Source organism: Bacillus sp. MMSF_3353 (assembly GCF_030733445.1).
Classification (GTDB): domain Bacteria; phylum Bacillota; class Bacilli; order Bacillales; family Bacillaceae_G; genus Bacillus_A; species Bacillus_A wiedmannii.
This window is the reverse complement of record NZ_JASHJA010000073.1, coordinates 1-5,096: the sequence shown is the minus strand read 5'-3', so window position 1 is coordinate 5,096 and position 5,096 is coordinate 1. Positions and strand designations below refer to the sequence as shown.

The window sequence follows — 5,096 nt, the reverse complement described above, 5'->3', positions numbered from 1 at the left end:
TAGTTGGGACCTTGTCCCTGTGAGAGTAGGACGTCGCCAAGCAACTAAAAACACAAGTCTTTTGACTTGTGTTTTTTCGTGTTTAATAAAGCATGAGCATTTTGTACACATTTAGAACTTGTATCGGTGTATTGAGAATTAAGAAATATGATATATGCGGAATGGATATAGTTTGTATACACAGTCGGTCTCTGTCCAAGGGGTGTTTAATTTTTGAGCTGTGTCGTACGGTAAAGATTAAAATTGCTTGAAGAACATTTGGATTATTAATGATGATTTACTCCCGCTATGCCATATTGGAGTATGTAGTACTTGATGTGAAATGGATAAAAAACCGATATTCTAACTTGAATATCGGTTTTTTATCTGTGACTTATATGAATTTATAGCAATACGAAAAGCGTAAATAAGATAGCTAACAAAATACGATAGTATGCGAAAGGTTTTAAGCCTATCTTTTCTAAAAGCTTTAGGAATGTTACTACTGCTAACATTGCTACTATAAAAGAGGTAATGAATCCTACCACAAACATAGGGATATCATTGACACTTAAATACTTCCAGCTTTTTAACAAGTCTAAGCCTGTAGCGCCTACCATTACAGGAAGAGCAATGAGAAAAGAGAACTCAGATGCAGTTTTATAATTTACTTTTGCTAATAGACCTCCAGAAATAGTAGAGCCAGCTCTAGAGAAGCCGGGGTATACTGCTAAGCATTGAAATAATCCAATTGTTAATGCTTGCCGGTATGTTAAATCATCCAGTGAATAGGAGGTTGCCTCTTTCTTCTTTACTTCTGCAAAGAGCATAAGAATTGCCCCTGCTACAAGTCCAATTACGACAGTATAGGGCTGAAATAAGTAAGTTTTAATAACACCATGTAGTAGTAAACCAGCAACTACTGCTGGAAATACGCCAAGAAATACGTGGAATGCGTTGAATTTCTTCTCTTTCCGCAGAAGAGGTTTAATATTACATAAAGAAACGAGGCGTTTATGATATAAAATTGCAATAGCTAAAATTGCCCCTAGCTGTATAACAATTTCAAACGTTTTCGCTCTTTCTCCTTCAAAATCTAATAAATGCCCGACTAATATAAGGTGACCAGTAGAAGAGATAGGTAAAAATTCGGCTAAACCCTCTACGATACCGAGTATGAAGGCAATAATGATATCGCTCATCGTTTCACTCCTATAAATTAATGAATGTCTACTCTTTTGAAATAGAATAGTGTTGCAAAAAATCCTGAAACCGCTGTTGCTGCAATGATGATATAAGAATATTCCGGTGGATATGTGGGTTGTAATTCATTATTTGCGATATCAAGAGTAGCGGTCCACGGAAATAAATCTTTATGTTTGGAGTTTACGAGCATAAGATTAGTCATTGTAATAATGACTGTTAATATAATAGGTGGTACATAGCTCTTCATTACAAGAGTTAGTAGCACAATAGGTGAAGACAATAGAAAGAGAAGTCCACCACAGATTAAAAATTTTAGAAAAGAACCTAAAAATAAAGCAGTGTTAAAACCAGGGAAGTTCCCCAATAGCCCTAATATTAAAGTAAGTGCCCAAGCGACTAAAGTTAGCATCATGATCCAAAGAAAAAGAGTGATGAACTTACTTATAATAAAGCTAATACGCGATACGGGGATAGTTAGTAAATTCTTTAGTGTGTCTTCTGCATATTCACGGGTAAACAGATAAGCAATTACTACTCCATATAAGGGGAATCCTATCACTAAAGTAGTATATAAGTTAACATCAGTAAATAATTGATGGAACCAAATAGTCGGAGTGGGCTGTTTGGTTTTTATATGTATATAAGAAGCTACTACGACTAAGAAAGGTGCGACACCAGCCCCAATAATGCTAATTAAAAACATATTAGAGCGTTTTAGTTTTAGTAGTTCTGTATAGAGTAGATTAACCAATTGTTCCACCTCCAACTAATTTAGTGAAATAATCTTCTAATCTATCTTCACTTATCATCATTTTTAATACTTCTACACCATTTAGAACGAACGTTCTGTTGATGTATCCTTGTTGTCCAAAATGAGAATAAATACGAATATTCCCTTCATCATGTACTTCATAATCAAAGATTTGAAGCTGATTTTCTAATAGCATTGCGGCTTTGTTTTCATTATTCACTTGAAATTCTATGTACTTACGGTTCGCTTTACGTAGCGTATTAAGAGAAACTTCTTCTAGTAACCTTCCTTCATGAATAATTCCCATACGATCAACTAATTGTTCTACCTCAGCTAATATGTGACTGGAAATAAGTATCGTTATATTTCTTTCCTGAGCTAAAGATTTAATAAGTTTTCGCATTTCTTTAATACCAATGGGATCGAGCCCGTTAGTTGGTTCATCTAGTATGAGTAATTCGGGATAATGGAGAAGGGCACGTGCAATACCTAGGCGCTGCTTCATTCCTAAAGAATACTTCCCAACTAATTTTTTTGTTTCATGCTGCAATCCTACTATTTCTAATGCTTCTTCAATAGCATTCTTTTTGTGAATCCCAATTATCTTTGTATTAATTAATAAGTTTTCTTTTGCAGTTAAGTTTTCATAAAACCCTGGAACCTCAACGATAGAACCAATTCTTCTTAAAATATCTTTTTGATTTTGAAATAAGTCCTCTCCGAATATTTCAATATTTCCACTTGTAGGTTTTATAAGACTGAGTAGCATACGAATGGTTGTTGTTTTGCCCGCACCGTTTCGTCCTATGAATCCATAAATCTCGCCTTGTTGAACATTAATATTTAGATTATCTACTGATTTTTGTGTGCCATACACTTTAGTAAGGTTAGTCGTTTTTATAATTGTATTTATAGGAAACACCTACTTTCTATAAGTTCTTAATTACATGATAAGAAGGAAGACTTAACTGCATATTAATCATTTCTTAACTATTTCTTAAAAGAAATGTATTTTGGAATTGAAAAGCCAAAAGTAGTTCGTTTCCATGGAGTACTTTCAACCCATATATGCCCACCATTTCTCTCAACGAGTGCTTTAGAAATTGAAAGCCCGAGACCGCTACCGCCAGAAGAGGAGTTTCTCGATTGTTCGCTTCGGTACATTCGTTCAAATACGTTTTGTAAATCATGTTTTGGAATACCAGGGCCTTTATCCCAAATAAGGAGTTCATAGTCTGTATCAGTTTCTAGTAGTTCGATCCCTAATGTTTTCCCATCTTTTCCGTAATAAATGGCATTTTTTATTAAATTACTCATAATTCGCATAAGGCTAAGGTGGTCTGCAATGATAGGACAAGTAGATTCTGGTATGAGAACCTGTAGTTCGAGATTATGTTTTGAGAGTTCAGGTAAAAATTCAATCAAAACTTCTCTAGTAACTTCAGAAAAGTCGAGTTCCTCTTCTTTTAGTGGAAATTCATTGGCGTCTAGCTTTGCCATATTGAATATTTCATTAACTAGATGTTTTAAGTTATTTGATTTCATATAAAGTATTTTAAGATATTCTTTCTTTTCTATTTCAGAAACAGCAACCCCATCTTTTAAAGCGTCGATATATCCAATAATAGAGGTGAGTGGTGTTCGGATATCGTGCGAGATACTAGACAAAAGTTGTTTTCTAGATTCCTCGGATCTTTTTGCTTCGATCCGAACCTTTTCTAATTCAGCTATTAGTTCGTTTATTGAAAAAACGATACTATGTAATGAGGGGTCATTGCTTGTGAATAATCTCGTTTGTAAATTTCCTTTTAGTACACGACCTAATTTTGTGTCCACTGATTTGCGATGTTGAATGAATTGTATTCTTGAAAAGAAGAGATACATTGTAATTAAAATAAGGGTAATAAATAAAGACATCTTTCCTTTTGGGCCCATTTGTATATTTAAAAGCCCGCAAATGATAAGTTGTAATGAAATAAGGAATAGGGTTTTATCAGTCTTCAAGTTTTTCACCTACAAACTTATAACCAATTCCCCATACAGTTTGAATGAATTTTGGATTAGAAGGATTGATTTCTATTTTCTTTCTAAGTTTTCGAATATGTACCATAACGGTATTATCGTCTTCTATATAATTATCGTCCCATACATTTCGAAAGAGCTGTGTTTTTGTAAATACTTGTCCTGGGTTTGAAGTAAAGAATTTCAACAGTTCCAGTTCTTTTCCGGTTAAGCTGATTTCTTCTTTATTTGTATGAACTGTGTATGTATTTAAATCGATAGTTAGTCCTTTGAAAGCTAAAATTGTTTTCTCTTGTGCAGTAGTGTTACTTCCAAGAACTAAAAAACGCCGCATAAGAGCCTTTACTCGTGCAACTACTTCGTGAATACTGAAAGGTTTCGTAATGTAATCATCAGCGCCAATGCTTAAACCTAAAATTTTATCAATTTCGTGATCTTTAGCGGTTAGCATTAATATAGGTACGTTAGTTTTATCTCTAAGTTTTCTACATACTTCGATACCATCTACTTTCGGCATCATAAGATCTAATATAACGAGGTTATAGTTGTTTTGATTAAATAATTGCAAGGCTTCTTCACCATTAACCGCAGTATCTACCATATATAATTCTCGTTCTAAATATATTTTTAATAAATTTCGGATTTCTTTATCATCGTCTGCTATAAGGATACGTATATCTTTCATATTTTCACCTGCTTCTAATAGAGTTTTATTGCTAGTACAACAACTCTCTAATTATATACTAGTATTTGTTAAAATAAGGTTGCTAGTTTTGTTGGAGGGACATGTCTACAAGAATTAAGTCTAGAGTTCAAATGAAATCGAATATGTTTTGGAAGAATAAATTAAAGAGAAGCAGAAGGTGGTTTCTAGTAATGGCTCTTTGTAGAGGCATATCTAGCTAAAAGAGCATAAAAATATTAAATTGAATATCTTTATAAAAAGGTGTTGACGATTTCACCTTAGAGGTGTAATATAGGACAAGTCGCCGATGTAATAACGCAGAACGCGGCAAACGAAATGAAAAACTTAGTTGACATTGAAACATGAAGATGTTAACATAAGGGAGTCGCAAATGAGCGACCGAGTAGTTCTTTGAAAACTGAACGAAACAAACAACGTGAAACGTCAATTTTT

At 33.8% G+C, this 5,096-nt stretch carries 5 protein-coding genes; all 5 read right to left on the bottom strand.

The features are described from left to right. Positions 1–383 precede the first annotated feature (383 nt). Positions 384–1,181: an undecaprenyl-diphosphate phosphatase UppP gene (gene uppP, locus RBB48_RS31385; RefSeq protein ID WP_001279953.1), complete on the bottom strand. Its 798-nt coding sequence runs from the start codon at positions 1,179–1,181 to the stop codon at positions 384–386. Between the two features lie 17 nt (positions 1,182–1,198). Continuing rightward, on the bottom strand, positions 1,199–1,936 hold the full coding sequence (locus RBB48_RS31380) for an ABC transporter permease (protein WP_000247712.1): 738 nt from the start codon (positions 1,934–1,936) through the stop codon (positions 1,199–1,201). Further along, positions 1,929–2,858, bottom strand: coding sequence for an ABC transporter ATP-binding protein (locus tag RBB48_RS31375; RefSeq protein ID WP_000484005.1), 930 nt, complete (start codon positions 2,856–2,858; stop codon positions 1,929–1,931). Before RBB48_RS31375 ends, RBB48_RS31380 begins: the two co-directional genes overlap by 8 nt. A 68-nt stretch (positions 2,859–2,926) precedes the next feature. Beyond that, complete coding sequence (locus tag RBB48_RS31370) at positions 2,927–3,940, bottom strand: sensor histidine kinase (RefSeq protein ID WP_000845343.1); 1,014 nt, start codon at positions 3,938–3,940, stop codon at positions 2,927–2,929. Then, on the bottom strand, positions 3,930–4,643 hold the full coding sequence (locus RBB48_RS31365) for a response regulator transcription factor (RefSeq protein ID WP_046953851.1): 714 nt from the start codon (positions 4,641–4,643) through the stop codon (positions 3,930–3,932). Before RBB48_RS31365 ends, RBB48_RS31370 begins: the two co-directional genes overlap by 11 nt. Positions 4,644–5,096: the final 453 nt, after the last annotated feature.

What these genes read in the sequence shown, in the direction of transcription:
- RBB48_RS31365 (WP_046953851.1), bottom strand. Translation starts at nt 4,643, where the DNA reads ATGAAAGATATACGTATCCTTATAGCAGACGATGATAAAGAAATCCGA.
- uppP (WP_001279953.1), bottom strand. Translation starts at nt 1,181, where the DNA reads ATGAGCGATATCATTATTGCCTTCATACTCGGTATCGTAGAGGGTTTA.